Source organism: Paracoccus sigandri, from assembly GCF_003709565.1.
GTDB classification, from domain to species: Bacteria; Pseudomonadota; Alphaproteobacteria; order Rhodobacterales; family Rhodobacteraceae; genus Paracoccus; species Paracoccus siganidrum.
This window is the reverse complement of record NZ_QNRC01000003.1, coordinates 196,240-219,334: the sequence shown is the minus strand read 5'-3', so window position 1 is coordinate 219,334 and position 23,095 is coordinate 196,240. Positions and strand designations below refer to the sequence as shown.

Below are 23,095 nucleotides of genomic sequence, written 5' to 3'. Positions count from 1 at the left end.
TCACACCTGCCAATGCGTGTCGGGGATGTCGGTGATGAACATGTGGCCCGGCGCATGGGTGATGGCGAAGGGCGGTTTCGATTCCATCAGCGCCGCCTGCGGGGTGACGCCGCAGGCCCAGAAAACCGGCAGCTCGCCCGCGCGGATCGTGACCGGGTCGCCGAAATCGGGGCGGGACAGGTCGGCGATCCCCAGGGCCTCGGGCGCGCCGACATGGACCGGGGCGCCATGGACGGCGGGCGTGCGGCCCGAGATCATCGCCGCCTCGGCCACGCGCCCGGCGGGGATCGGGCGCATGGACACGACCAGCTTGCCGCGCAGCCGGCCCGCCGGGCGGCAGTCGCGGTCGGTCAGGAACATCGGCACGTTGCAGCCCTGCGCGATATGGCGGATCTCGATCCCGGCCTGTTGCAGCGGCGTCTCGAAGGTGAAGGAACAGCCGATCAGGAAGGTCACGAGGTCGGGATGCTCGGCCCAGGCGGCGGTGGCGTCCGGGGTTTCCTCGGTCAGCACCCCGTCGCGCCAGACACGATAGAGCGGGATGTCCCGGCGCAGGTCGGCATCCGGCGCCAGCTGGCTCCGGTGGCTGCCGGGGTCGGTCACGTCCAGCACCGGGCAGGGCCTGGGATTGCGCTGCGCGTAAAGCAGGAAATCCCAGGCCCAGTCGCGGGGCAGCGCGATCATGTTGCATTGGGTGAAGCCCGGCGCCATGCCCGAGGTCGGCCGGGGCGCGTCGGTCCGGCAGGCAAGCCGGGCGGCGCGGGCGATGGCGGGATCGGGCAGGCGGCTCATGCCGGAACCCCCGCGAAGGGCGCAATGGCGACGCCGCCCGCCACCAGCGCCTCGCGGATGCGGCGGGCCATGGCCACCGCCCCGGCGCTGTCGCCATGCACGCAGATGCTGTCGGCATCAAGGCTGAGGGTCGAGCCGTCGATGGCCTCGATCCGGCCCTCGGTCGCCAGCCGCAGCATCCGCGCGGCGACCTGGTCAGGGTCATGCAGCACCGCCCCGGCCTCGCGGCGCGAGACCAGCTGGCCGTCGGGCGCATAGGCGCGGTCGCCGAAAGCCTCGGCCACGGTGGCCAGCCCGGCATCGCGGGCGCGGTCCAGGATCGGCGTGCCGGCCAGCCCCATCAGCACCAGCGTGGGGTCGATTTCGCGGATGGCGGCGATCACCGCCTCGCCCTGCCGCGCGTCATGGGCGATGGTGTTGTAGAGCGCGCCATGCGGCTTGACATAGGTGACGTGGGTGCCTGCCGCGCGGGCCAGTCCCTGAAGCGCGCCGATCTGGTAGATGACGTCGGCGGTCAGTTCCGCCTGGGTGACGTCCATCGGCCGGCGCCCGAAGCCCACCCGGTCGGGATAGGAGACATGCGCCCCCACCGCCACCCCGCGCGCGGCGGCCTCGCGCAGGGTCGCGAGGATCGCCAGCGGATCGCCGGCATGGAAGCCGCAGGCGACATTGGCCGAGCTGACGATCTGCAGCATCGCCGCGTCGTCGCCCATGGTCCAGGCGCCATAGCCCTCGCCCAGGTCGCTGTTCAGGTCGATATTGCGGGTCATGTCATCCTCCTGGGGTCAGGTGCCGAGAAAGGCGAAGATCGGGCCGATCGAGCGATAGCCCATGTACCAGGTCATGATGCAGACAATGGCACTGGCCGCCAGCAGCGGGCGGTTGTAGCGGTGCCCGCCCATCAGGTCGGACCGGGCGAAGCCGACATAGGTGAAGATGGTCAGGCCGATGGGCAGGATCAGCCCGTTGAAGCCGCCGACGAAGACCAGGATCGCCGCGGGCGCGGTCCCCAGCGACAGGTAGACCGCCAGCGAGATGGCGATGAAGACCACCGTCGCGATATTGCGGCTGCGGGTGGTCATGGGGCTGAAGACGGTCAGGAAGCTGACCGAGGTATAGGCCGCGCCGATCACCGAGGTCAGCGCCGCCGCCCACAGCACCAGGCCGAAGATGCGCATCCCCCAGTCGCCCAGCACGGCGGCGAAGGCCTGCGCGGCGGGGTTGGCGGCCTGGCTGGCCAGGTCCAGCGTCACGCCCGAGGCGACGACGCCCAGGATCGCCAGGAACAGCACATAGCGCATCACCCCCGTGACCAGGATCCCGGTCAGCGAGGCGCGGGTGACGGCGGCAAGGTTCCGCTCGCCCACCAGCCCCTTGTCCAGCAGGCGATGCGCCCCGGAATAGGTGATGTAGCCGCCCACCGTGCCGCCGACGATGGTGGTGATGGTGGCGAAGTCGATGACCTCGGGCATGACGGTCTGGCGCAGCGCCTCGCCCACCGGCGGGTTCGAGGACAGCGCGACGACCGTCACCATGCCGATCATCAGCAGGCCCAGCCCGATGATCGCCCGGTCCAGCAGCAGCCCGGCGCGGTGCGACAGGAAGATGCCGATGGCCAGAAGCGCCGACAGGCCGCCGCCGATCTTGGGGTCCAGGCCGAACATCGCGTTCATGCCCAGCCCGGCGCCGGCGATATTGCCGACATTGAAGGCCAGCCCGCCGATCAGCACCAGCACCGCCAGCAGATAGCCCGCGCCGGGGATCGCCGCATTCGCCGTGTCCGAGGCGTTGCGCCCGGTCAGCGCGGTGATGCGCCAGATGTTCAGCTGCACCACGAAGTCGATGATGATCGAGGCGAGGATCGCGAAGGCGAAGGCCGCCCCCAGCGTCGCCGTGAAGGTCGCGGTCTGGGTGATGAAGCCCGGCCCGATGGCCGAGGTGGCCATCAGGAAGATCGCCGCCATGAAACCGCCGCGTGCGGTGGCTTGGGCGGCCGAGGGGGATGGGGCGGTTCCGGCCATCAGTCATGCTCCTGCTGCAAAGGGGATATGCGTCTGCGAGATGACCCGATTGTGACGAAATGTCGCCGGATACGTCAACGATAATGTGACGAACATATCCATATTGTTCTACAATCAAGGTAATAACAGGCGGCAATCTGCCGTTTGTGCGGGCAGAACATGTCCGGAATGCCCCTTCAGGGGTCATCTCCTGTCCGGCATGGCGGGAAATTTCGGCGAATCACCCCGGCAGTTCCTTGCCCGCGCCGGCCGGCTTCGCCATGATCCCGGCAGGTGCAACGGGGGTGGGTATTCGGTGATGGATGACGCGCAGACGGTTCCGGGCCTGGCCGAGCAGACCGCGGCGAGGCTGCGCGACGAGATCACCGGCGGCGCCGTGGTTCCCGGCCAGCGGCTGTCCGAGGCGCAGCTGGCCAAGCGGCTGGACGTGTCGCGCAACACGCTGCGCGAGGTCTTCCGGCTGCTGACGCGCGAGGGGCTGCTGCGGCACGAGCCGAACCGGGGGGTTTTCGTGGCCACGCCCTCGATGGCCTCGATCCTGGACATCTATCGCGTCCGCCGCCTGATCGAGGTCCCCGCGCTGGCCCAGGCCTGGCCCCGGCACGAGGCGGTGGCGCGGATGCACGCGGCGGTCGATCATGCCGAACGGATGGCGGCTCTGCCCGACTGGCAGGCCGTCGGCAGCGCCAACATGGATTTCCACAGCGCCATCGTCGCCCTGACCGACAGCCCGCGGCTGATGGGGTTCTTCGCGCAGATCTCGGCCGAATTGCGGCTGGCCTTCGGGCTGCTGGACAGCCCCGAGTTGCTGCACGAACCCTTCATCCGGCTGAACCGCGCCATCGTGGACCGGATCGAGGCGGGCGATGCGAAGGCCGCCTCCGAGATGCTGGAGGAATACCTGACCCGATCCGAGCGCACGATCATGGCGGCCTTCGCCCGGCTGGGCTAGGCGTCGCGCCTAGCGCCAGGTGATGAAGGCGCGCTCGATCCAGCCGATCACGGCATTCACGACCAGGCCCATCAGCGACAGGATCGTCACCCCCGCGAACAGCTTTTCCAGGTCGTAGAGCGAGCCGGCTTCCAGGATGTAGGAGCCGACGCCATAGCGCGCGCCCAGCATCTCGGCCGCGACCAGCAGGATGATGGCGATGGAAATCGACACCCGCAGGCCCGACAGGATGGCGGGGAAGGCGCCGGGCAGGACGATCTTGCGCACGATGGAAAACCAGCCCAGCCCGAAGCTCTGGCCCATGCGGATCAGGGTGCGGTCCACGTTGTCCACCGCGCCATAGGTCGCCACGACCGTGGGCGTGAAGGTGCCGAAGGCGATCAGGGCGTATTTCGACGCCTCGTCGATGCCGAACCAGATCACGAACAGCGGCAGCAGCGCGATCTTCGGGATCGGGAACAGCGCCGCGACCAGAGGCACCAAGCCGGCGCGGACATGGCTGAACAGCCCGATCATCACCCCCAGCCCGATCCCCGCCGCAAGCCCCAGGCTGCCGCCGACCAGCAGCCGCTGCAGCGAGGGCAGCAGATGCGTCCACAGAAGCCCGGTATCCCACAGCCGGTAAAGCGTCAGGAAGACCGCCGAGGGGCGGGGCAGGGTCAGCGCCGAGATCCAGCCGCTGCGGGTGCCGATTTCCGCGACGATCAGCAGCAGGGCGAACAGCGCGATGGCCACGCCGCGCACCGGCACGGGCTCGAACCCGCCGCCCCGGAAGGGGACGGGGCGGGCGGTTTGCGAAGGATTATCCATCAAGCAGTTCCTGATCGGCGGCGCGCGCCTCGTCCCGCATCAGGTCCCACAGATGGGCCTGCCGGTCCTCCAGCGCGGGATGGCCGGGGCGGCGTTCGGCAAGGGGGATGTCGATGTCGACGATCTCGCGGATCCGGCCGGGGCGGCGCGACAGCACCACGACCCGGTGGCCGAGGCGGACGGCCTCGTTCAGGTTGTGGGTGACATAGACCGAGGTGAAGGGCTTGCGCAGCCACAGCCCGACCAGGTCGTCCATCAGCAATTCGCGGGTCTGGCTGTCCAGCGCCGAGAGCGGCTCGTCCATCAGCATGACGGCGGGGCGCACCGCCAGGGCCCGGCTGATCGCCACCCGCTGCCGCATCCCGCCCGACAGCTGCTTGGGCAGGGTCTTGCGGAATTCGGACAGGCGCGTGCGCTCCAGCACATCGGCGACGATCCGGTCCATCTCGCGGCGCGGCAGGCGGTGATCCTCCAGCACCAGGCGGATATTGCCCTCGACGCTGCGCCAGGGCAGCAGGGCGAAATGCTGGAACACATAGGTCAGCGGGTTCAGCGAATCCGCGGGCGGGGCGCCCAGTTGCAGCACCTGGCCCGAGGAGGGCTGCTCCAGCCCGCCCAGAAAGCGCAGCAGCGTCGATTTCCCGCAGCCCGAGGGGCCGATCAGGCAGACGATCTGCCCCTGCGGAATCTCCAGCGAGATGTCGCGCAGGACCTCGACCGGGCCATAGGAATGGCTGACGTTCCGAAGCTGCAGATCCATGGCCCGGCGCCGCTCAGACGGTCTCGACGAAGGAGCTGTCCAGCAGCTGTTCCGCCGTCACGCTGGCATCGACCATGCCTTCGGACTTGTACCATTCCAGCTGCTCGATGATGCTGTCCTGGGCCAGCGCCAGCCCCTCGTTGATGCGCTGCGCGCCGTTGATCAGGTTGTCCCTGGCGACATCGGCGGGGCTGTCGGTTTCCACGTATTTGTGGACGATGGCGGCCAGTTCGTCGATCTCCTCGGCGGGGGCCGTGCGGTCGATGAAGGCGGCGTTGTAATCGGCGATGGCGCGGGAATAGGCGGCGACGAAGGCGGCGACCAGCTCGCGTTCACTGGCGGCATTGCCGGTCGAGGTGAAGGCGGTCGTCACCTGGTAGTTCGGCGCGTAATCGGCCACGGTGCCGATCTGCTGCGCGGCGCCGTCGGCCAGAAGCTTGCCGGCGATGCTGGGCTGGATCGCCCAGGCGTCGATCTGCCCCGTCGACAGCGCGCCGACCAGCGTGCCCAGCTTCTGCAGCGGGCGCAGGTCCACCTCGGCCAGGTCGATGCCGGTGGCCTGGGCGATCTTGTGGGCCATGAAATGGAAGGACGACCCGGCGGTGGTGATGCCGAAGGACCGGCCCGCCAGCTGCGAGGGATCGGTCAGCCCGTCCGCATGGGCCTTGTTCGAGGCCAGGACCAGCGATCCGGGCGAGCCGGGCTTTTCGATCAGCGCGCCGCCGATCACCTTCACCGCGTCCTTCTGCGCCAGGCTGATCAGCCCGCCGGTCATGGCGGTGACGCCGAAATCCGCGTCGCCCGAGGCGATGGCCACGGCCATGGGCTGCGCCGCCTCGAAGAACCGCAGGTTGAGGTCGATGCCGGCATCCCTGAAATAGCCGCGTTCCCAGGCGATGAAGCTGGGCGCATGGCTGCCCAGATGCAGCACCGCCAGGTTGCGGCTGGAGGCCAAAGCCGGCGTGCCGAGCGCGGCGGCGGCGCCCATGGCGCCCATGCCCAGCAGGGTTTGACGACGGTTCAGAGCGATGGTCATGCGGGGTCTCCTGCGGATGGCGGCCCGGTGGCGGCGCCGGATCTGATCGCGTCATATAACCGCGACCGGGCGGGGCATGCCACCGTCCCGTGCCAAAAATTTCGCCATGAGGGGACGCGAGGCGGCGGGTTATGCCTGCGGATGGGGCTTCGGCTTGCCCTGGGGCGCGGGGCTGCCGCCCAGCCGCACCAGCACCGGCAGCGCGATCAGCACCAGCACCACGCGGAACAGGTGATGGGTGCTGACGAAGGCCGCGTCCAGCCCCAGCGCGATCGACACGAGGCTCATTTCCGGCAGCCCGCCGGGGACCAGCGCGATCATCGCCGTGGCGAAGGGCACGTCCAGCCAATGGGCGAAACCCGCGGCGAAGCCGGCGGCAAGCGCAAGGTTCACCAGCGTCAGCCCGCCGCCGATGGCCAGGCAGCCCAGCAGCATCCGCCAGGTGGTATGGGCGAAGAACTGCGCGACCGAGGTGCCGATCACCACCTGCGCGGCGATGATCAGCAGTTGCGGCGGATGGGCGGCGGTCAGCCCGCTGGCATGGGTGATGGCCGACAGGATCAGCGGCCCGGTCAGATGCGCGGCGGGCAGCCGGATCGCGCGGCCAAGCCGCATGCCCACCAGCAGGCAGGCGGCCAGGATCGCCACGTCCCTGGGCGGCATCGACAGCGACAGGTCGATTACCCGCCTTGCGGCGGTGACATCGACCGCGCCCGCCCCCGCCACTCCTGCCGCCATCGAGGTCGCGACAAGCGGGGTCAGCGCAAGGATGACCGCGATGCGCATGCCGTGGACCAGCGACAGGGTGCGCGGATCGGCGCCGCAGGACGGCCCCAGCGCCAGGATCTCGCTGAGCCCGCCCGGCGCGGCCGAGAACATCGCCGTGGTCCGGTCCTGCCCGCCGATCCGCCGGCAGACCGCGATCCCGATCGCGAAGACCAGCGCGCAATAGACCGCGACGCCGATCAGCGTGACGCTCCAGTCCCGCGCATGGGACAGGATGTCGGGCGTGAAGGCGCTGCCCGCCATCAGCCCGATCACCCCGATCATGACCGAGCGCAGCGACCACGACATCGGCACCCTGGCCCCCGCCATCGCACAGGCGCTGGTCGTCAGCATCGCGCCCACCAGCCATCCGAGCGGGAGGTTCAGCAGATGGCCGGTCAGGCCGCCGAGGCCGCCGATCAGCAGGGTGCGCAGGAACAGGAATGCGGAACTGGTGGTCATCTTCGATCGTTCAGGATGCGGTCGCCCATGCAGCATAGGGGTGGCACGCCGGGCTGCCCATTGCCGAAATGCAACGAGGGCTTCGCGCGTCGCGAAGCCCTGGCGCGGATCACTCGCCGCGGCGCCGCTGTTCCTCGACCACCAGCGCGGCCAGGCGGAAGAAGCCATGCACCATCTTGGTGAAGGGCAGCAGCAGGAACAGCGCCATGACCGAGCCCAGATGCAGCGCCAGAAGCGGGCCGACCAGCGCGGTCCCGGTCGCCGCGTAAAGCGCCAGCCCCGAGGCCGCGACGAAGCCCAGAAGCAGGATGAAGGCCATCTCGCCGCCCCAGGCATGGGCCGCGCCAAGCGCGGGGTCGGCCCTCAGCTTGCCCGCCGCCAGCCCGGCCGCGCCGATCACCATCAGGATGCCGCCCGGCACGCCCAGCAGCTTGGGCAGCGAGAAGAACCCGTAGGGCGCCTGGATCCCGAAGCCGTAATGCAGGACCGTCCCCGAGGCGGTCGCGCCGAAGCACAGCAGGAAGCCGTACATCATCGCCTGGTGGAACCAGCGGCGGCTGTTGGAATAGCGGTCCTCGGCCTCGAAATTGCAGCCCTGTCCCTGGCCGCCGGACAGGTTGCGCATCCCCGCCGCCTGCCGCAGCGCGCCGGTCAGATGGGCGAGCCGCGGCCGTCCGGCCCCGACCTCGTGCCAATAGCGGCGCAGGCCCCAGGCGACCGAGGCCAGTGGCAGAAGGAAGGCGGGCAGGAACAGCGCGACCATCGCGTCATGTGCCAGATGGGCATAGAAGCCGGCCCCCTGTTCGGGGCGCAGCGCCGCCAGCAGCCAGAAGAAGGCGGCCAGGCACAAAACCAGCGCCGCCGCCATCGCCCCGCCGCTGCGCTGGAACAGCGCGCCCAGCCGCGAGGGCCAGACCAGCCGTTCCCAGCTGTCGTTGCGGATCAAGGCCAGCGCGGCGGGCAGGTTCAGCGCGAATTCATGCGGCGGGGTATATTGGCAGGAATAATAGCAGCCGCGGCAGTTGTGGCACAGGTTGGCCAGCTGCGTGATGTCGCCATCCGCGAAGGCGCGCTGCCGGGTCATCGCCGGAAAGACCGAGCAGAACCCCTCGCAATAGCGGCAGGCGTTGCAGATCTCGATCTGGCGGCGGGCCTCGGCGGTCGGGGTGGTGCGTTCATCCAACATGTTTCGCGGCCTCCTGTCCCGCGATGCGGCCGAAGACGGTGCCGATGGTCATGCCGAAGCCGGCCAGATAGCCCTGTCCCAGGATCGAGCCGGCCATGATCTCGCCCGCCGCCCAGACGTTTCGCAGCGGTCCCTGGGGCGTCTGGACCTGCGCGGTTTCCGACACCTTCAGCCCCAGATAGGTGAAGGTGACGCCCGGCCGCAGCTGGTAGCCGTAGAAGGGCGGCGTATCGATGGGCCGCGCCCAGTTGGTCTTGGGGGGCGTCAGGCCCGTGGTCGCCAGCCCGTCCAGTTCGGTCGGGTGGAAGGGGCCCTCGCGGCAGCTGGCGTTGAAGTCGTCGATCGTGCGCCGCAGGGCGGCCGGGTCCAGCCCCATCTGCCGGGCCAGATCCTCGATGCTGTCGGCCTTGCCGGGCGGAAAGACCGAGGGCATGAACAGTTCGGACGATTTCGCGTCGATGATCGCATAGGCCACCTGGTCGGGCTGCGCGGCGACCAGCCGCCCCCAGATCGCATAGCGCTTGGGCCAGACATCCTCGCCCTCGTCATGGAAGCGCCGCGCGTCGCGGTTCACCACCACCGAGAAGGGCACGCAGTCCAGCCGGGTGACGATGCCGCCGTCGAATTTCGGCGCGCGCCCGTCGATGGCGACGGCGTGGCACTGGGTCGGATCGCCGACCGGCTCGCAGCCCTGGTCCAGCATGTCGCGCAGCACCACGCCGCGATTGTAGGGCGTGCCCCGGATCAGGAAATTCGCCGCCGCCGGCCCCCAGGCCTGGGTCAGCCACTCGATGTTCGACTGGAACCCGCCCGAGGCCAGCACGGCCGCGCCCGCCTCGACCTGGCGCGGCGGCCCGCCCCGGATCGAGACCTCCAGCCCGGTGAAGCGGTCGCCCTCCAGATGCACATGGCCGACCTGCGCGTCATAGAGGACCGTCACGCCCAGGTCCCGGGCGGTGTTGTAATAGGCGTTGACCAGCGCCTTGCCGCCGCCCAGGAAGAAGGCGTTGGTGCGCGACAGCGACAGCGTGCCCGACAGCGAGGGCTGGAAGCGCACGCCATGCGCCTCCATCCAGGGCAGGCAGTCCTCGGACATGCGGATGGCCATGCGGGCCAGCGATTCGTCGGTGCGGCCCTGCGTCACCAGCATCAGGTCGTCGAGATATTCGTCCTCGGCGTAGCTGCCGGTCAGCACCGACAGCGGGCCGCGATGCATGCAGCGGAAGTTGCGCGTGTGCCGGCTGTTGCCGCCCCGATAGGGCTTCGGCGCGCCCTCCAGCAGCAGCACGCGGCAGCCCGCCTCGGCTGCCGTGATGGCGGCGCAGAGCGCGGCATTGCCGCCGCCGACCACGATCAGGTCCCAGGGGCCGCCGAGATCCTCGCCATCGGGGGCCAGCGTGGTCATGCGCCGCCCCCGTCCAGCAGGTGGCCGGGCACGAAGACCTCGCCCTGCATCAGCTTGCGCGCGGTGCGGATGACGCCGCCCGAGACGATCTCCATGTTGGCGCCGCCGCCGCGGGTCTTCAGCGCCACGTCGATCAGGCCGGCGGGATGCTCGATCAGGATCAGCCGGTCGTCGCCCTCGGGTCGCCGCGCCAGCCCGTCCGAGACCGAGCCCGCCAGCATCGCGCAGCTGGATACGCAGAGCGCGCCGGTCACGGCGAAGGCGCCATGGGTCTTGTGGGGCACGAAATAGCGGGCGGCGACATGGCCCTGGCCGCGCGGCGCGGCCAGCATCGCCACCTTGGGGATCACCCGCCCGGCCACGTCGCCAAGGCCCATCCGTTCCCCCGCGATCCGCCGCATGGCCTCCATCAGCGCGAAGAAGTCGCGATCCGCGTCCAGTTCCGCCGGGCTCTCGTGGCCGGTCTTGCCCAGGTCCTGGGCGCGGAAGATCATCATCGGCACGGCGACGTCGATCAGCGTGACCTCGACGCCCTCGATGGTTTCGGTCAGGCGGCCGGTGGGCAGAAGCCGCCCGGTCTTCGATCCGACGATGTCCATGAAGTTCAGCCGCACCGGCGCGGCGGTGCCCGGCACGCCGTCGATCGCGGTGTCGCCGTCATAGACGACGCCCCGGCCGTCGGTCCTGACGACCGCCTCGATGCGGCTGTCGGTATTGGTGTTGTAGATCGTCACCAGCGTCTCCTCGCCGGTGACGGGGACCATGCCGCGCTCGATGGCGAAGGGGCCGACGCCGGCCAGCACGTTGCCGCAGGAGGGCGAGGTGTCGACCACCGCATCCGCCACCGAGACCTGCGCAAACAGATAGTCCACGTCGATGCCCTCGCGGGCCGAGCGGTTGACCATCGCGACCTTCGAGGTCAGCGGGTCCGCGCCGCCCAGCCCGTCGATCTGGCGGGCATCGGGCGAGCCCATCGCGGCCAGCAGCACCCGGTCGCGGGCGGCGGGGTCCGGGGGCAGGTCGCCGGTGACGAAATAGGGGCCCTTCGAGGTGCCGCCCCGCATCAGGATGCAGGGAATCGCGCTTTGTCTGCTCATGGAAACTCCTCCTCGCATGGATGGGAAAAGGCGCCCCCGGCCGGCCGGGGGCGCGGCCGGCTCAGCGCAGCGGCCAGATCAGGTAGTTGTGGAAATGGTCCTGCAGCAGGCCCGAAGGCATCACCATGTTCAGCGCCGAGGCCAGCAGCAGCACCAGCCCGGCGGCCGCGCCGGTCAGGACCAGCGTCTGCCCCCAGCTTGACTTCGCGACGATGCGCAGGAAGGCCACGAAGAAGGCGACCAGCGCCAGGAAATAGCCCACCAGCCCGATCGCGCCGACGAAGGCGGCCAGCCAGGCCACATAGAACAGCGGGCCGACCGGACCGTCGTCGTCGATCCTGCGGGCATCCTCGCCGTCGAAGACCTCGCGGCTGGCGCGGTTGCCGCGCCATTGCGGCCAGATGATCAGCAGCGCCGCCAGCAGGCCGACCAGCGCCACGCCGATCGGGAAGACCTTGCCCAGAAGGCTGAGGCCCACGGTTTCATAGAGCGTGAAGACGAAGACGCAGATCACCCCCGCGGTGAAAGCCACCTGCGGCCACATATGGGTGCTGTCCGAGATCGCACCGCTGCCCTCGGTCTGGACCGAGCCGCCGCCCTTGTTGGCGCGCGCGCCAAGCCAGACCGACAGGATGATGATCAGGCCGATGACGATCACGATGGGACGGCCGAAGAAGCTCCAGCCCGAGAATTGCAGCGCCTGGTACAGGTAGCGCTCGCCCTGCGTGGCCAGCACGAAGCCGATCAGGAAGGCCGGGCGCGGCCAGCCGAAGCGGCGCAGCAGGATGCCGACCACGCCAAGGACCAGCAGCGTCACCAGGTCCAGGTAGGAGCGGCTGGGCTGGAAGGCCGCGAAAGAGATCACCAGGATCATGAAGGGCGCGACCAGCGCATAGCGGATCGTGGTGATGCGGGCGATGTTCGGCGCCAGCACGATGCACAAGACGGTGCCGATCACGTTGGCGATCGCCAGCGACCAGACGATGGTATAGGTCACGCCCAGGTTCTGGCCGACCATCGCCGGGCCCGGCTGCAGCCCGATCAGGATCATCCCCGCCAGGAAGATCGCCATCGAGCCCGAGCCGGGAATGCCGAACAGCAGCGTCGGCACCAGCCCGCCGCCCTCCTTGGCGCTGGTGGTCGATTCGGGGGCGATGACGCCGCGCACGTCGCCCTTGCCGAACTGGCTGCGGTCCTTCGAGGTCTGTACGACATGGCCGTAGGCGATCCAGTCCACGACGCTGCCGCCAAGGCCGGGGATCATCCCCAGGATCGCGCCCAGCCCCGAACAGCGCAGCGTCAGCCAGCGATAGGCCCAGGTGTCCCTGATCCCCTGCAGCCAGCCGGTGCCGAGGCTGGATTTCCGCTCGGCGATGGTGCTGTTCTTGCGCAACAGGTCGCCGATCTCCGGCACGGCGAACAGCGCCAGGCCGACGATGACCAGCGGCACCCCGTCCATCAGGTAGAGCGTGCCGAAATCCATCCGGTATTCGCCCGTCGCCGGCGCCGCGCCGACCGCCCCCAGCGCCAGGCCAAGCGCGCAGGCGGCGATGCCCTTCAGCAGGCTCTGGCCCGACAGCACGCCGACCATCGACAGGCCGAACAGCGTCAGCATGAACAGCTCGGCCGCGCCGAAGGACAGGATCAGCGGCCGCGCCGCCAGCACGCAGACGGTCAGCACCGCCGCGCCGAACAGCCCGCCGAACAGCGAGGCGGTGAAGGCCGCGCTCAGCGCCCGCGCCGCCTGGCCCTTCTTGGCCATGGGAAAGCCGTCCAGGATCGTCGCCTGCGAGGCGCTGGAGCCGGGAATGCCCATCAGCACCGACGCGAAGGTGTCGGCGATGGCAAGCACCGGCAGCATCCCGATCAGCATGGCCAGCGCCGAGGTGGCGTCCATGCCGTAGACGAAGGGCAGAAGCAGCGACATGCCGACGATGCCGCCCAGACCGGGCAGGATGCCCACGACCAGGCCGACCAGAACGCCGACCATCAGATAGGTGAAATGTTGAAGCGTCAGCACATTGCCGAGCGCCTCGAACAGCGCGTCGATGACCATGATGCACCTGTGACCTTCCGTGACGCCCGCAGGCCGCCGGTCGCGACCGGGGGGTCGCGCTGCGAAAAGCGGGCCGGGTTGAGGGTGGAGAACCGCAAGCGGCGCGCGGCAGCGGGCCGGCCGCAGGGGTTCTTCGCAAGGATCGCCGATGCGGGCCGCGCGACGCCGCGCCGCCCGCAGGGCCGGGCGTGTCAGTCCAGCGTCACGCGATGATTGTCGCGCAGATAGCCGCGCACCCATTCGCGCGCCTCGGGGTCGATGCTGGTCGCCACCTGGTAGAGCGGGACGGTATCCTCGCCGACGGCCTGGTCGTATTCGCCCAGCACCTCGCCCTTGGCGGCCTGCAGGGCGGGATCGGCGACCGCCTCGGCGAAGGCCTGGCGATAGGCCTCGACGATCTCGGGCGCCGTGCCCCTGGGCAGCATCGCGGGCTTCTGCGCGGCGAAGCCGGCGCTGAAGAAGGCCATGTAGGCGTCGAAGGCCACGCCCGAGGGCGGTTCCCCGTGCATCATCTCGTAGGCTTCCAGGAAATGCGGGATGTCGGGGAAGGACGGATCGCGCTGCACGTTGCCCTCGGCGTCCAGCACGCCATAGGAAAACAGCGGCACGGCATCGCCTGCCTCGACCAGCGGCACCACATTGGTCAGATAGGCCGACGAGGTCTGGTAGTCGATCGTGGCCTCGCCGCGCTCGAAGGCCAGCCGCCCGTCGCCGCGCCCGGTCATGCCGAAGACATGGCGCACGTTCAGCCCCAGGACCTCGAAGGCCAGCATCGGCACCAGGTCCAGCGAGGTCGCGCCCTGGCTGGCATAGACCAGTTCCCGGTCGGCGATCTGGCCCAGCTCGGAGGCATCCGTGATGCCGAAGCTGGCCGGGATATAGACCACGCCGCCGGTGGGCGAGACCAGCACCGGCTCGAAATCGGCCATCTCATAGCGCACGCGGGTATCGCCCAGCAGATAGGGGAACTGGGTCGAGCCCGAAGTCCCCAGCAGCGACAGCCCGTCCGGGCGTGCCCGCGCGGCGAATTCGTTGGTGCCGGTGATCGAGCCGCCGCCCGGCACATTGCGGATGATGACATTGGGCTGGCCGGGCAGATGGCGGGCCAGGTAGGGCGCGAAGAAGCGCGCCCAGACGTCCGAGCCGCCGCCCTCGGAGAAGGGGATCCACCATTCGACGGTTTTCCCGGAAAAATCCACGGCCGCGGCGGGGCCGGGCGTGGCAAGGGCGAGGCCGGCGGCGGCGATGACGGCCGCGACCGCGCCGCGCGCAAGGCGCATCGGTGATTTCATTGCTGTGTCCTCCCAGACATGGCGCGCGCATCGCGCCAACACGTCCGGGCAATCTGTCACATGAACCTGTCCGCAAACTGTCGGGACGAATCTTTCCCGCCGGAACCGGCCGCTGCTTGCGGCGCGGCGCGCAGCGGCAGGCTGAAGCGCAGCGTGCAGCCGCGTTCCGCCGGCAGGATCCGGGCCGAGCCGCCGACCCCCTTCGCGATGGCGCGCACGATCGACAGGCCAAGCCCGCAGCCGCCATCCTCGACGGGCGACAGGCGCACGAACCGCTCGAACACCTTTTCCGAGGATTCGGCCGGGATGCCGGGGCCTTCATCGGCGACCGTCAGGACCCCCATGCCGAAGCGGCTCTCGACCCGCAATTGCAGGTGGCTGTCTGGCGGGCAGCCATAGCGCAGCGCATTGTCGATCAGGTTGTCGATGGCCTCCTCGATCAGCACCGGATCGCCCTGGACGTAAAGCGGGCCGTCGGGGCCGTCATATTCGATCTCGACGCGGGCCCGCAGCGCGGCGGGCACATGGCGGCGGGCGACATCCGCCACCAGCCGCACCAGATCGGCGGGCGGCGTGTCGCGGTCCGCGCGGCCTTCATTCGCCGCATCGAAGCGCAGCAGCTGCTGGCTCATCCGCGACAGGCGGCGGGTCGCCTCGGTCAGGTCCTGCAGGCGCTCGGCCCGGTCGGTCAGGGCATGGGAATCGCGCGCGGCCTCGGCCTGCGCCTGGATGGCGGCGACCGGGTTGCGCAGCTGATGCGCGGCGTTCGAGATGAAGCTGTTGCGCCGCTCCAGCTCGGCCGTCAGGCGCTGGAACAGGTTGTTGATGGTCCGCACCAAGGGCTCGGCCTCGCGCGGGACGGGGCGGCGGATCGGGCGCAGGTCGTTGGTGTGGCGCAGCGCCATCGCCGCGCGCAGGTCGGTCAGCGGCGCAAGCCCGCGCCGGATGCCGAACCAGACCAGCGCCGCGGCGGCGATCAGCAGCAGCATCAGCACCGTGGCCGACTGCGCCAGCATCGTCATGCTGAGCGCCTGCCGCTGGGTCACGGTCTGCCAGACCTGCACCGTGGTCCAGCCGTCGAAATCGGGGTCCGAGATGAATTCGCGCAGGACCACCGCGCGGACCGGTTCCCCGTGATAGTCGGCGTCGAAGAAGACCGGCACCCCGCCCGGCAGGTCCAGGTCCCGGTCCGGCTGGGGGGCGTCGGAATGGCCGACCAGGAAATAGCCCTCGTCGGCATGGACCCGGTAATAGATCGGATCGCCCAGGGCGCCGACCAGCGAATCCAGCAGCGAATCGGTGACCAGGTCGCCCTTGGTCAGCACCGCCTCGCGCGCGACGGTATGGGCGACGACCTTCAGCGTGTCGTCATAGAGCGATCGCGACATGTCCCGCGCCAGCCAGTGCAGCACCACGCTGGAGGCGGCGGCGACCACGATCAGCGGCAGCAGGATCATGACGAACAGCCGCGTGCGCAGGCTGCGGGCGCGGATCAGGCCCGCGATCACGCGGCCTCGTCCTCTTGCAGGATATAGCCGAGGCCCCGGATCGCCCGGATGGTCACGCCGCAGCCCCTCAGCTTGCGCCGCAGCCGCGAGACCAGAAGCTCGACGGCGTTCATCTCGACATCGGCGCCGGTGCCGTAGATGCTGTCGCAGATCCCGCTTTTCGGCACGACCCGGCCGGCATTGTCGAACAGCACCTCCCACAGCGCCATTTCGCGCCGGGGCAGGTCCAGCGCCCCCTGCGGGCCGACCAGCCTGCGCCCCGGCCGTTCATAGCTGAGCGCGCCGAAGGTCTCGGTCATCTGCGGCTTGCGGCCCCGGCGCCGTCCCAGCGCGCGGACGCGGGCGCACAGCTCGGCCATCTCGAAGGGCTTGGCGACATAGTCGTCGGCGCCCGCGTCCAGCCCGGCGATGCGGTCGTCCAGCCCGTCGCGCGCGGTCAGCATCAGGACCGGGATGTCGGCGCCGCCCACCACCATGTCGCGCACCACCTGCAGCCCGCTGCGCCGGGGCAGGTTGATGTCCACGATGGCCAGATCGGCGCCCTGGCTGGACAGGAAGGCCGCGCCGTCCAGGCCATCCTCCAGCCAGTCGACCGAATGCCCCTCCTGCCGCAGCGACTGGCTGACCGCGCGGGCCAGCATCCGGTTGTCCTCGATCAGTACGATGCGCATGTCGGATGCGCCCTCCCTATCGACATGCGGGCCGCGCGGGCCCGTCGGCGCGAACATTATAGACAGCAAAGCGGCCCGCAAGGGTAGCGGCCAATGCGCCGAATGCCTAGAAACTTCGGCAGGGACGGCGCGGGCCGGGGGAGGTCGGGCGCCGGAGGGAGGATGGATGCGGATGGAGATCCGGGGCAGGCGCATCGCGCATTGCGTGTCGATAGGGGTGGCGGCGGTCCTTCTGGGCGGGGCCGCCGGGGCGCAGCCGGACCTGTCGGGACAGACCGTCGAATGGTTCATCCCGTTTTCCGAAACCGGCGGCTCGGATACCTGGGCGCGCTTCAACGCGCCCTATCTGCAGCGCCACCTGCCCGGCAATCCCCAGATCCTGATCGTGAACGAACCCGGCGGCGGCAGCACCCGCGGCGCCAACCAGTTCGCGCAGCGGCGGCAGACCGACGGGCTTGCCATCCTGGGCACCTCGGGCTCGACCCAGTTTCCCTATCTGCTGGGCGACCTGCGGGTGCGCTATGACTATGACGACTGGGCGCCGGTGATGATCGCGCCGACCGGCGGGGCGGTCTATGTCTCGCCCGAGCTTGGCATCCGCGACTGGCGGGATGTCGCGGCATTGCGGGACCGGACGCTGATCTTCGCCAGCCAGGGGCCGACCTCGCTGGACCTGGTGCCGATGCTGGCCTTCAAGCTGCTGGGTTTCGACGTGCGCTATGTCTTCGGCTATACCGGGCGCGGCGACGGGCTGGTCGCGATGCAGCGCGACGAGGTGAACATCGACTATCAGACGACGCCCTCCTACCTGCGCAACGTCGCGCCGATGGTCGCGGCGGGCGAGGCGGTCCCGGTCATGAGCTGGGGCGTGCTGGACGCCGAGGGGCGGGTGCAGCGGGATCCGACCTTCCCCGACCTGCCCACCGTCGAGGAAGTCCATCAGCTGATCCACGGCGCCCCGCCGCAGGGGCCGCTCTATGACGCCTATCACGTCTTTTCCACCGCCGGCTTCGCGGCGCAGAAGATGGTGGTCGTCCCGAAGGACACGCCCGAGGAAATCCAGCAGATGTGGCGCGAGACCTGGCAGCGGGTCTTCGACGACCCGGAGTATCAGGCCGAGCGGCAGCAGGTCCTGGGCGCCTATGAGCAGGTGACGGGCGAGGCGGCGCGGAAGCTGTATGAGGCGGGCACGAACATCGCGCCCGAGGTGCTGGCCCATGTGCTGCAGATGCTGGCCGACGACTATTCGGTGCGGCTGCAGGATCCCGACCGCTGAGACCCGGCGGGCGGGTCCTTGGCCCGCCTGCGCCGCATCAGGTCCAGGAAGGCCGCCACCGCGCCGGGGACCTGGCTGCGCCGGCGCCGCGCGACCAGCAGCTTGCGCGCCGCCCAGTCCTCGGCCAGGGGCGCGCAGACCAGCGCCGTGCCCGCGATCAGGTGCAGCGAGGACAGGCGCAGGAAGCCGATGCCGAACCCCGCCTCGACCATGCGCACCAGTGAGGGGAAGGTCTCGACCTGCACGCGGGTGCCCAGGCTGCGGCCGATCCGGCGCGCGGCGGTGCTGACCAGCCGGTCCAGCGCGCCGGCGTGATGCACGCCGACCATCTCGAAATTCAGCGTCTCCTCGAAGCGGATCGGGCTGCGGCCGTCCAGCCGGTCGGCCAGCGCATGGTCGGGCGCGGCGATGACCCAGACGTCGTCGGCCTCGAAGACCTCGATCTCGAAGGCGCCGAAATCGTAGTTGTCGGCGACGATGGCCAGGTCGACCTGCGCGTCGGTCACCGCCAGCAGGGTCGCCGGGCCGGACATCTCGCGGATGTCCAGCACGACATCGGGGTGGTGGCGCGCATATTCGGCCAGCAGTTCCGGCAGCCTGCCCGACAGGGCCGAGCTGGAGGCCGCGATGCGCAGCTGCCCCGCCGCCCCTTGGGCGAATTCCGCCATCGCGTCGCCCAGGTCCGAGATCTCGCGGAAGACCCGCCGGCAGCCCTCGGCATAGGTGGTCCCGGCGCTGGTCAGCGTGACGCCGGTGGGCACGCGGTCGAACAGCACCACGCCCAGCCGCGCCTCCAGGTCGGCAAGGCGGCGGCTGATGGCCGAGGCGGCGATGTTCTCGCGCTCGGCGGTGCGCCCGATCGAGCCGTCGCGGGCAAGCGCAAGCACGAGGCGCGCCGTCACGGCGTCGAAATTCTGCATCATCCCCACCCATCTTCCGCCGGGCACAGCCTTAGGCGCTTTGGCGGCGGGATCAAGCCCGTGGCGGTCAGGCGCGGGAGGCAGGCGCGGGGGGTCAGGCGCGGCGGCTCCAGTCGATCAGCCGGTCGATGAACTGGTCGCAGCGCGCCAGCTGTTCCGCGTCGACGAATTCGTCGGGCTTGTGGGCATGGTCGATCGAGCCCGGCCCGCAGATGATCGTCGGCACCCCCAGCTGCTGGGCGAAACGCCCGCCTTCGGTGCCATAGGCGACCTTCACGCTGCGGTTGGTGTCGGCGAAATTCATCGCCAGCCGCGCGATCTCGGCCTCGGGCGGGGTGTCGAGGCCGGGGAAGGCGGCATAGACCTCGACGTCGATCCCGGCGGCGGGGTCGCGGGCCTGCATCCCGGCCTGCAATTCCTCGGCGCGGGCGCGCAGTTCCGCGACCAGCGCGTCCGGGTCCTCGTCCGGCAGGACGCGGAATTCGCACAGGAAATGCGCCTCGTCGGGGACGATGTTCAGCGCTGTTCCGCCGTGGAAGGTGCCGACATGGGCGGTCGAATGGCCGACGTCATAGGCCGGGTCGCAGCGGCCCGTGGCCGCCAGCCGCGCCGCGATCCGGTGCATCTCCGCCACCATCAGCGCGCCGTATTCCACCGCGTTCACCCCCTGCGGGGCCAGCGAGGAATGACACGACCGGCCGCGAATGCCGACCCGCACCGAGCGCTTGGCCTTGTGGCCCAGCCCGACCGCCATCATCGTCGGTTCTCCGACCACGCAGAAATCGGGGCGGATGGCGCGGGCATTCAGCCAGTCCAGCAGCCCGACCACGCCGACGCAGCCGATCTCCTCGTCATGAGAGAAGGCCAGGTGGATCGGCCGCGCCAGGCCGGCGCCGACCATGCGCGGCACCGCGGCCAGCACGCAGGCCAGGAATCCCTTCATGTCGCAGGCGCCGCGGGCATGAAGCCGCCCGTCGCGTTCCGTCAGCGCGAAGGGGTCCGAGGACCAGTCCTGGCCATCGACCGGCACCGTGTCGGTATGTCCCGACAGGATCGTCCCGCCGCCGGTCGCGGGCCCGATCGTCGCCCACAGATTGGCCTTCTGGCCGGTCCGGTCGGGGATGCGGTGGCTTTCGACGCCGAACGAGGCCAGGTAGCCCTCGACGAAGTCGATCAGGGGCAGGTTCGAGTTGCGGCTGGTCGTGTCGAAGGCGACAAGCCGGGCAAGCAGGTCGGTGCTGGGCGTCGGGGCCATGGTCATTTCCTGTCGGTGGAGGCAAGCGTGCCGTATCGCTCGGCCAGTTCGGAACGGATCATCGCCGCGAAATCGGCGGCGGCGGGGCTTGGCGGGCGGCTGGAGGGCGTCAGCAGCACCGAGCGGTAGCGGATCGCCGGCTGGAACGGCCGGATGGCGACGCCCTTGCCGACCTGCCGCGCGATGGGAAACGGGTTCAGCAGGGCGACGCCCAGCCCCTCGGCCACGAATTCGGCGGCGGAAACGGCGGTCGCGGCCTCCAGCACCAGCTTCGGCGACATGCCGGCGCGCTCGAAGACGCGGTCGATGGCGATGCGGCCGGAATGGCGGCGGGTCAGGGCGATGAAGGGCTCGCCCTCCAGGTCGGCGGGGCGGATCAGGTCGCGCGCCGCCAGGCGATGGCGCGAGGGCAGGGCGCAGACCGCCTCGGTCGCCAGCACGATTTCGGAACGGACGCCCTCATGGGCGGGGGTGCTGTCGGTCAGCGCCAGGTCGATGCGGCCCTCGGCCACGCTGGTGATCAGCGCGTCCGAGGCCAGCACGTCGAACACCACCTCCAGCGCCGGGTTGGCTTTGGTGAAGCGGGCGACCAGCGGCGGCATGAAGCGATGCGCGATGGTCGGGGGCGCGCCGACATGCAGCCGGCCGCTGTGCGAATCGCGCGGCCCGTCCAGGTCGTCGGGCTGCACCAGCCGCTCGATGGCGGCGAAGATCGGGCCGATCTCGGCGTTCAGCACCAGGCAGTCGGTCGTCGGCACCAGCCGGCCCCCGGACCGGTCGAACAGCGCCCGACCCAGCGTCGCCTCGAATTCGGCCACGGCGCGGCTGATCGCCGGCTGGGTCAGCCCCAGGCGGCGCGCGGCGGCCGTCGCCGTGCCGGTCTCGACCAGCGCGCGCAGCACTTCCAGTTCGCGCAGCGTCACCGCCAGGCGGCGGATCGGCTGGGTCGCCTGATCGTTTTCCGACATCTGCTGTCCTATAACATTTACTCATGAAATTTTTGCTTTGACATTCGAATAGCGCATAATATCCTTTTCGCCAAGAGATGTTTCGGCACCCACAAGACCGGACGCGCATCGCCGATGCGACGGCAGACATCCCTTCAGGTCCAACAGAAGCTGCGAATTGCAGAGACGAGGTAACGAACCATGCAGATGAACTTGCGACGCCTTGCCGGAGCCGTGCTGATTTCCTCGACCGCGCTGGCATCAGCCGCGGCGGCCCAGGAATTGCGCGTCGGACTGGCCTCCGAGCCGACCTCGATGGACCCGCAGTTCCACAACCTGGCGACCAATACGCAGGTCCGCCTGAACATCTTCGAATCGCTGATCGAGCAGGATCCGCTGCAGAACCTGGAACCCTCGCTGGCGACCGAATGGGAGGCGCTGGACGACACCACCTGGCGCTTCCGGCTGCGCGAGGGGGTGGCGTTCCACGACGGCACGCCCTTCACCGCGCGCGACGTGATCTACAGCGTCTGCCGGATCCCGCTGGTCGAGAATTCGCCCTCGTCCTTCTCGATCTACACGCAGTCGATTTCCGGGATGGAGGCCGAGGACGATCATACCGTCATCATCACCACCAACGGCCCGAACCCGCTGCTGCCGGTCGAAAGCTCGACCTGGGCGATCATGTCGGCGGATGCCAGCGGCGCCGAAGCCGAAGTCACCTTCGCCGACGGCACCTGCGAGGGGCTGGGCGAGGTGCCCCAGCAGCAGGCCTTCAACTCGCCCGAGCTGGTGATCGGCACCGGCCCCTACAAGCTGCAGGAATCCACCCGCGGGGCGCAGATCGTGCTGACCCGCAACGACGATTACTGGGGCGAGGCGCCGGACTGGGAGACCATCCGGCTGCGTCCGATCACCAGCGCCGGGCCGCGCGTCGCGGCGCTGCTGTCGGGCGACGTGGACATCATCGAATCGCCCCCGATCCAGGACCTGCCGCGGCTGGAGCGCGAGGGTTTCTCGGTCGTCGATACGCTGTCGAACCGGGTGATCTATATCGCGCTGCACCAGGAAGGCCCGCACAGCGGCATTACCGGCACCGACGGGGAAAACCCGCTGCTGGATGCCCGCGTGCGCGAGGCGATCTCGCTTTCGATCAACCGCGACGCCATCGTGGAGCGGATCATGAGCGGCTATGCCACCTCGGCGGGCGAATTGCTGCCGCCGCCGATGTTCGGCACCTCGGGCCGTCCGGCGGACCCCTATGACCCGGACCGCGCGAAGGAACTGCTGGCCGAGGCGGGCTATGCCGACGGTTTCGGGCTGGTGCTGGGCACGCCCAACGACCGCTATATCAATGACGAGCAGGTGGCGCAGGCCGTCGCGCAGATGCTGAACCGCGTCGGCATCCGCGTCACCGTCGACGCGGCCACCGCCAGCCAGTTCTTCTCGCGCCGCAACAACCAGGAATATCCCGCCTTCCTGGCCGGCTGGGGCGCATCCTCGGGCGAGATGTCCTCGCCGCTGAAATCGCTGGTCGCCAGCTTCGATCCCGATGCGGGGATGGGCGTGACCAATGCCGGGCGCTACTCGAATGCCGAGATGGACGAGCTTTTGCAGAAGGCGATGGTCACCATCGACGACGAGGAACGCTCGCAACTGCTGCAGCAGGCGGAAACCATCGTGCTGGACGAACACGGCATCGTCCCGCTGCATTACGAACGCTCGGCCTGGGCGATGTCGCCGAAGATCAGCTACGAGCCGCGGGTGGACCAGTACACGCTGGCCTATGCGGTCAGGAATGCCGAGGCGGACTGATCCGTCCCTGACGCTCCGGGCCGCGGCATCGCGCGGCCCGGACCATTCCCCCAGCCGTCAGAGAACCCC

20 protein-coding genes are annotated in these 23,095 nt (G+C 69.7%); 3 read left to right on the top strand and 17 right to left on the bottom strand.

Annotated features, from left to right (window positions below):
• From C9E82_RS03910 to C9E82_RS03900, 3 genes are read right to left on the bottom strand one after another with little or no spacing between them, the layout of a single operon-like run.
• Entirely contained in the window at nucleotides 1-792 is a 792-nt protein-coding gene (locus C9E82_RS03910; RefSeq protein ID WP_119899062.1) for a putative hydro-lyase, read from the bottom strand.
• Nucleotides 789-1,562, bottom strand: a complete 774-nt coding sequence (locus C9E82_RS03905; RefSeq protein ID WP_119899064.1) for a LamB/YcsF family protein — start codon at nucleotides 1,560-1,562, stop codon at nucleotides 789-791. The genes C9E82_RS03910 and C9E82_RS03905 overlap by 4 nt, the downstream gene beginning before the upstream one ends.
• A 15-nt stretch (nucleotides 1,563-1,577) precedes the next feature.
• The gene (locus C9E82_RS03900) at nucleotides 1,578-2,813 is read right to left on the bottom strand and encodes an NRAMP family divalent metal transporter (protein WP_119899066.1); all 1,236 of its coding nucleotides are present in this window, start codon (nucleotides 2,811-2,813) and stop codon (nucleotides 1,578-1,580) included.
• 298 nt (nucleotides 2,814-3,111) lie between these two features.
• On the opposite strand from C9E82_RS03900, the gene C9E82_RS03895 reads away from it, so the two are divergent.
• Nucleotides 3,112-3,765 carry a GntR family transcriptional regulator gene (locus C9E82_RS03895; protein WP_119899069.1) on the top strand — a complete coding sequence of 218 codons (654 nt, stop codon included), beginning with the start codon at nucleotides 3,112-3,114 and terminating at the stop codon, nucleotides 3,763-3,765.
• Nucleotides 3,766-3,774: 9 nt separating this feature from the next.
• On the opposite strand, the gene C9E82_RS03890 is transcribed toward C9E82_RS03895, so the two are convergent.
• The 11 genes from C9E82_RS03890 to C9E82_RS03840 all read right to left on the bottom strand — a co-directional run bounded on the left by C9E82_RS03890 (nucleotide 3,775) and on the right by C9E82_RS03840 (nucleotide 16,813).
• Entirely contained in the window at nucleotides 3,775-4,575 is an 801-nt protein-coding gene (locus C9E82_RS03890; protein WP_119899072.1) for an ABC transporter permease, read from the bottom strand.
• Nucleotides 4,568-5,335, bottom strand: coding sequence for an ABC transporter ATP-binding protein (locus tag C9E82_RS03885; RefSeq protein ID WP_119899074.1), 768 nt, complete (start codon nucleotides 5,333-5,335; stop codon nucleotides 4,568-4,570). The genes C9E82_RS03890 and C9E82_RS03885 overlap by 8 nt, the downstream gene beginning before the upstream one ends.
• A gap of 13 nt (nucleotides 5,336-5,348) precedes the next feature.
• On the bottom strand, nucleotides 5,349-6,371 hold the full coding sequence (locus C9E82_RS03880) for an ABC transporter substrate-binding protein (protein WP_119899076.1): 1,023 nt from the start codon (nucleotides 6,369-6,371) through the stop codon (nucleotides 5,349-5,351).
• 129 nt (nucleotides 6,372-6,500) lie between these two features.
• Nucleotides 6,501-7,598, bottom strand: a complete 1,098-nt coding sequence (locus C9E82_RS03875; RefSeq protein WP_170162115.1) for an AbrB family transcriptional regulator — start codon at nucleotides 7,596-7,598, stop codon at nucleotides 6,501-6,503.
• A 109-nt stretch (nucleotides 7,599-7,707) separates the two neighbouring features.
• Nucleotides 7,708-8,784: a tricarballylate utilization 4Fe-4S protein TcuB gene (tcuB, locus tag C9E82_RS03870; protein WP_119899080.1), complete on the bottom strand. Its 1,077-nt coding sequence runs from the start codon at nucleotides 8,782-8,784 to the stop codon at nucleotides 7,708-7,710.
• Complete coding sequence (gene tcuA / locus C9E82_RS03865) at nucleotides 8,774-10,189, bottom strand: FAD-dependent tricarballylate dehydrogenase TcuA (protein ID WP_119899082.1); 1,416 nt, start codon at nucleotides 10,187-10,189, stop codon at nucleotides 8,774-8,776. Before tcuA ends, tcuB begins: the two co-directional genes overlap by 11 nt.
• Nucleotides 10,186-11,286: a 4-oxalomesaconate tautomerase gene (locus tag C9E82_RS03860; protein ID WP_170162116.1), complete on the bottom strand. Its 1,101-nt coding sequence runs from the start codon at nucleotides 11,284-11,286 to the stop codon at nucleotides 10,186-10,188. The genes tcuA and C9E82_RS03860 overlap by 4 nt, the downstream gene beginning before the upstream one ends.
• A gap of 61 nt (nucleotides 11,287-11,347) precedes the next feature.
• Nucleotides 11,348-13,342: a tripartite tricarboxylate transporter permease gene (locus C9E82_RS03855; protein WP_119899086.1), complete on the bottom strand. Its 1,995-nt coding sequence runs from the start codon at nucleotides 13,340-13,342 to the stop codon at nucleotides 11,348-11,350.
• Between the two features lie 191 nt (nucleotides 13,343-13,533).
• Entirely contained in the window at nucleotides 13,534-14,634 is a 1,101-nt protein-coding gene (locus tag C9E82_RS03850; RefSeq protein ID WP_119899089.1) for a Bug family tripartite tricarboxylate transporter substrate binding protein, read from the bottom strand.
• Nucleotides 14,635-14,690: 56 nt separating this feature from the next.
• Nucleotides 14,691-16,142, bottom strand: a complete 1,452-nt coding sequence (locus C9E82_RS03845) for a sensor histidine kinase (protein ID WP_119899091.1) — start codon at nucleotides 16,140-16,142, stop codon at nucleotides 14,691-14,693.
• Nucleotides 16,139-16,813, bottom strand: a complete 675-nt coding sequence (locus C9E82_RS03840) for a response regulator transcription factor (RefSeq protein WP_119899094.1) — start codon at nucleotides 16,811-16,813, stop codon at nucleotides 16,139-16,141. Before C9E82_RS03840 ends, C9E82_RS03845 begins: the two co-directional genes overlap by 4 nt.
• Nucleotides 16,814-16,979: 166 nt before the next feature.
• Here C9E82_RS03840 and C9E82_RS03835 point away from each other — a divergent pair, with 166 nt between their 5' ends.
• Nucleotides 16,980-18,089: a Bug family tripartite tricarboxylate transporter substrate binding protein gene (locus tag C9E82_RS03835; protein ID WP_119899096.1), complete on the top strand. Its 1,110-nt coding sequence runs from the start codon at nucleotides 16,980-16,982 to the stop codon at nucleotides 18,087-18,089.
• Here the strand turns inward: C9E82_RS03835 and C9E82_RS03830 are convergent.
• The 3 genes from C9E82_RS03830 to C9E82_RS03820 form a co-directional block, all read right to left on the bottom strand.
• Complete coding sequence (locus C9E82_RS03830) at nucleotides 18,056-19,009, bottom strand: LysR family transcriptional regulator (protein ID WP_170162117.1); 954 nt, start codon at nucleotides 19,007-19,009, stop codon at nucleotides 18,056-18,058. The genes C9E82_RS03835 and C9E82_RS03830 overlap by 34 nt on opposite strands.
• Before the next feature lie 94 nt (nucleotides 19,010-19,103).
• On the bottom strand, nucleotides 19,104-20,264 hold the full coding sequence (gene argE / locus C9E82_RS03825; protein ID WP_119899100.1) for an acetylornithine deacetylase: 1,161 nt from the start codon (nucleotides 20,262-20,264) through the stop codon (nucleotides 19,104-19,106).
• Between the two features lie 2 nt (nucleotides 20,265-20,266).
• The gene (locus C9E82_RS03820; protein WP_119899102.1) at nucleotides 20,267-21,232 is read right to left on the bottom strand and encodes a LysR substrate-binding domain-containing protein; all 966 of its coding nucleotides are present in this window, start codon (nucleotides 21,230-21,232) and stop codon (nucleotides 20,267-20,269) included.
• A 180-nt stretch (nucleotides 21,233-21,412) separates the two neighbouring features.
• Here C9E82_RS03820 and C9E82_RS03815 point away from each other — a divergent pair, with 180 nt between their 5' ends.
• Nucleotides 21,413-23,026, top strand: coding sequence for an ABC transporter substrate-binding protein (locus C9E82_RS03815; RefSeq protein ID WP_221035968.1), 1,614 nt, complete (start codon nucleotides 21,413-21,415; stop codon nucleotides 23,024-23,026).
• Nucleotides 23,027-23,095 lie beyond the last annotated feature (69 nt).